General features: G+C 57.9%; 5 protein-coding genes and 1 pseudogene. 5 read left to right on the top strand and 1 reads right to left on the bottom strand.

The genetic code is table 11. From position 1 onward, the window contains the following. The first annotated feature begins 171 nt into the window (after nucleotides 1-171). The 5 genes and pseudogenes from V7D69_RS15720 to V7D69_RS15740 all read left to right on the top strand — a co-directional run bounded on the left by V7D69_RS15720 (nucleotide 172) and on the right by V7D69_RS15740 (nucleotide 2,191). Nucleotides 172-450, top strand: coding sequence for an antitoxin of toxin-antitoxin stability system (locus V7D69_RS15720; RefSeq protein ID WP_333606298.1), 279 nt, complete (start codon nucleotides 172-174; stop codon nucleotides 448-450). Continuing rightward, nucleotides 447-731, top strand: a complete 285-nt coding sequence (locus V7D69_RS15725; RefSeq protein ID WP_333606299.1) for a type II toxin-antitoxin system RelE/ParE family toxin — start codon at nucleotides 447-449, stop codon at nucleotides 729-731. The genes V7D69_RS15720 and V7D69_RS15725 overlap by 4 nt, the downstream gene beginning before the upstream one ends. Before the next feature lie 202 nt (nucleotides 732-933). After that, nucleotides 934-1,214 (top strand): annotated as a pseudogene (locus V7D69_RS15730) (type II toxin-antitoxin system RelB/DinJ family antitoxin). Nucleotides 1,215-1,265: 51 nt separating this feature from the next. Further along, a complete protein-coding gene (locus V7D69_RS15735; protein ID WP_333606300.1) occupies nucleotides 1,266-1,502 on the top strand; it encodes a type II toxin-antitoxin system YafQ family toxin in 237 nt (78 codons plus the stop codon). A gap of 131 nt (nucleotides 1,503-1,633) precedes the next feature. Next, the gene (locus V7D69_RS15740; protein ID WP_333606301.1) at nucleotides 1,634-2,191 is read left to right on the top strand and encodes a hypothetical protein; all 558 of its coding nucleotides are present in this window, start codon (nucleotides 1,634-1,636) and stop codon (nucleotides 2,189-2,191) included. Between the two features lie 410 nt (nucleotides 2,192-2,601). On the opposite strand, the gene V7D69_RS15745 is transcribed toward V7D69_RS15740, so the two are convergent. Beyond that, a partial coding sequence (locus V7D69_RS15745; protein ID WP_333606302.1) for a 50S ribosomal L9 C-terminal domain-containing protein occupies nucleotides 2,602-2,852 on the bottom strand: 251 nt, incomplete at its 5' end.

Here is a 2,852-nt window from a genome sequence, read left to right on the forward strand (position 1 = left end):
TCGAGCATAGGTGGGCATATATCGCGCCTCGCCTTAAAGCCGACGTTGCCGGAAAACACCGGATTTCCATTAGAATGATCCACAGATGTTTTTTTTGAAGGGCGCTCGCCCGCTTGCGATCATGGTAGTGATGATGTATATACTATGTCATTACTCAACGGAGTTGCAATCATGGCCAAGGAAGCCGTTTTCACGATGAAGCTGGAAGCTGATCTGCGGGCGGATTTCATGGCCGAGACAGATGCCCTGCATCGACCGGCCTCGCAGGTCGTGCGGGAACTCATGCGGGAATTTGTCGAACGCCAACGCATGAAGCGTGAACATAGTGCCTTTGTCGAGCGCAAGGTGGCTCTGGCTCGCACGTCGATGCAGGCGGGCCGAGGTTATGGCAATGACGAAGTTGAAGCGGAGTTCGCCAACCGCCGCGCGCGTGTTTCCAATCAAGCGTGAAACTTCTCTGGACGCCGGAGGCGCGCCGGGACCGCGCCGATATATGGGACTATCTCTTGGCGCGCGATGGCGCTGCCGCCGTCAGGATTGATGACCTGTTCAGTGAGGCCGTTGCCCAACTTGCCGATTTCCCGATGCTTGGCCATGAAGGCGAAGTGTCCGGAACTCGCGAACTTACGCCGCACAGAAGTTACCGATTGGTCTATGAGATTTACGGCGACACCATTTGGGTTCTCACCATCATTCATACCAAACGCCAATGGCCACCGCTGCGCGATTGAGGGCGGTTCGCCGCATTTCGCCTGATTTCCGCACATCAGCCACGCATTTCTGCGTAAATCCGGTCAGAATGCACTCAAGCGGTCAAGCCTCTCGGTGGGCGTGGGGAGTGCCAGCGTCTCCACGTGCCGCAACGCGGCAGGCGCATGGTTTAAATTGTTGCTCAACTGAGCTACATTCGGGCTTGATCAAGGAGGCTTTCACATGGCCGCTACCGCTTTTGTGCGCGCGCGCATCGACGAAGCATTGAAGGACGAGGCCGCCGCCGTGCTGGCCGAGTTGGGTCCGACCGTTTCGGATGTGGTCCGCATGCGCTGACGCGGGTTGCCAAGGATCATGCGTTGCCGTTCGAGCTGAAGGTGCCGAATGCCGAGACGCGCGCTGCGATCGAGGCTTCGCGCGCGACGATGAAGGCACGACGCGCCCGTTTCACCGACGCCAAGGAACTCTTTGATGTCCTCGACCAAGGAGCCCGCCAGCAGTAAGCGCGCTTCGTTTCCAAGAGAGGCGGCCTGCGAAAAGCGCTTCGTCAAGGATTGGGATCGTCTATCGCGCAGCGGGCGCTACAATATGAAACAGCTCAAGGAAGCGATGATGCTGCCCATCGCCAACGACGCGCCCCTTGCCCGGAATGGCTGGACTATCCCCTCAAGGGCGACTGGAGCGACCATCGCGAATGTCATATCGGCGGCGACTTCCTCCTGATCTACACGATTGACGGAAATCTCGTGAACTTCGTGCGCGCCGGCACGCATTCGGAACTGTTTGAATAGGCGCGTTCTGGCTCAGGCGGCAGGAAACACCTGATTGTCGTGCGGCGATGAAATTCGTTGGCGCTATACCTTCGTGTGGTTTGTCGGTTACGCAATGTTGTGACGAAGAAATCTAGGCATGGTGGATCGAAATGAAGATAGGCGAAGGCCAACAACAGGGTTGGCATGGAATCGCCATTCGCATGATTGGTCTGCTGGGCGCGCCGCTGATTTTGTATGTCTTGGGGAAGCTCGCTCTTGAGTATGCCCCCTCGCTGGGCTTGGCTCCCTGCGAAGAACGAGACGGCTTCACCCTAACAGCGCATGGACTGCAAGCGATCTTGATCGTTGTCGGAATATGGCTGCAAGTCCGTCTTTTTCGCCGCCCCAGCTATGCATCTCTCATCTTAGCGATCCTTGTTCCGCTGACAGCTTGGCTAATCCAGCATGCCGCTGATGACCGTGATGCCTCTCGCCAGCAGCAGTGCGCGGCGCGACCTCTGGCGGCGGCAATGAAAGCATGTCGTGCTAACCCGATCCATTATCGCCAGGAGAAGGATCAATACGGTTATACCGTATTGAAGGTGATTGCTCCCGGCACCACCGACGAAGCATGGTCGTGCCTAGGGCGTTGGTCAGATCACAATGGCAAGGTTTCGCTCAAGGTCGATGAAAGCGTTTATCGCGAGTACCGCAGGACACACAAGTAACGCCTTGCGCCTGACGCAAATCACATGATTATCAGGCATGCCTCGGTAGTCTGACTGGGTATCACCATCACGCATATGTTGTGATGCCCGGAAAACAGTGTCGGATTGTGAAAGTGCCCGACAATCTCGCAGGCGGGGTTTTCCGTCGCCGTAAAATGACCGCCATTGCGCTATGCCTTTCCGTGAACCGTCAGTCTCCTATCCCCCCACTTCGTCGTCCCCGCGCAGGCGGGGAGCCATCTGGCCCCATGAGTGGATTGCCGAAGGCGAGATGGGTTCCCGCTTTCGCGGGAACGACGGTTTTGAGGAATCGGACTGACTACCTTCCACCCGCCTTCACTCCCGCCCCTCCACCAACAAAAAAGCCGCCCGGTGAGGGGCGGCTTTTCCGTGTTCCGTTGCAGAGAAACTCAGGCTTCTTCGGCCGGGGTTTCTTCGGCTTCCACGGCGATTTCGCCCGGTTCGGCGTTGGGATCGTAATCCTCCGTGAAGCCCGCTTCGTCCTTTTCGAACAGGTCGGCCATCACGTCGACGCCCTGCGACTGCAGATCGGCTTCTTCCGGCGAGCGGGCGACGTTCACCTGGATGGTGACGGCGACTTCGGGGTGCAGCGCGACCTTGACGTCGAAGACGCCGAGCGTCTTGATCGGGCGTTCCAGCA

This window comes from Novosphingobium sp., from assembly GCF_036733805.1.
Taxonomy (GTDB): Bacteria; Pseudomonadota; Alphaproteobacteria; order Sphingomonadales; family Sphingomonadaceae; genus Novosphingobium.